This is a genomic window from Herbaspirillum sp. WGmk3, assembly GCF_023952535.1.
GTDB classification, from domain to species: Bacteria; Pseudomonadota; Gammaproteobacteria; order Burkholderiales; family Burkholderiaceae_D; genus Herbaspirillum; species Herbaspirillum huttiense.
Window position 1 is genome coordinate 1 of record NZ_JAKYWT010000145.1, and the last position, 242, is coordinate 242.

2 protein-coding genes are annotated in these 242 nt (G+C 47.1%); both read right to left on the bottom strand.

Annotated elements, in window-relative coordinates; translation table 11 throughout:
- On the bottom strand, window positions 1-142 hold a 142-nt coding region (locus MKD49_RS26255), incomplete at its 3' end, for a protein ninH (protein ID WP_371925526.1).
- On the bottom strand, window positions 139-242 hold a 104-nt coding region (locus MKD49_RS26260), incomplete at its 5' end, for a recombination protein NinG (RefSeq protein WP_371925527.1). The genes MKD49_RS26260 and MKD49_RS26255, both read right to left, overlap by 4 nt.

The following is a 242-nucleotide window of genomic DNA, read 5'->3' on the forward strand; positions in this document are numbered from 1 at the left end:
CGATGGCGTGCATTTTCCCGTCTTTATCATCAACGTATTTTCTGACCGTACCGCGACTACATTTCAGTCTGCGTGCTACTTCTGTCTGATTTCCGTATGTTTCAACGAGCATGTCTGGAATGGTTTTTACTGAGAACGTCATGCGGCCTCACTTCTGCTATTTCGCAGGTCTTTGAATTTCTGTTGGTACTCTGCCTTGATCGCCTTGCACTCTTCGATAGTCCAGCGATGGCGGTTATGGT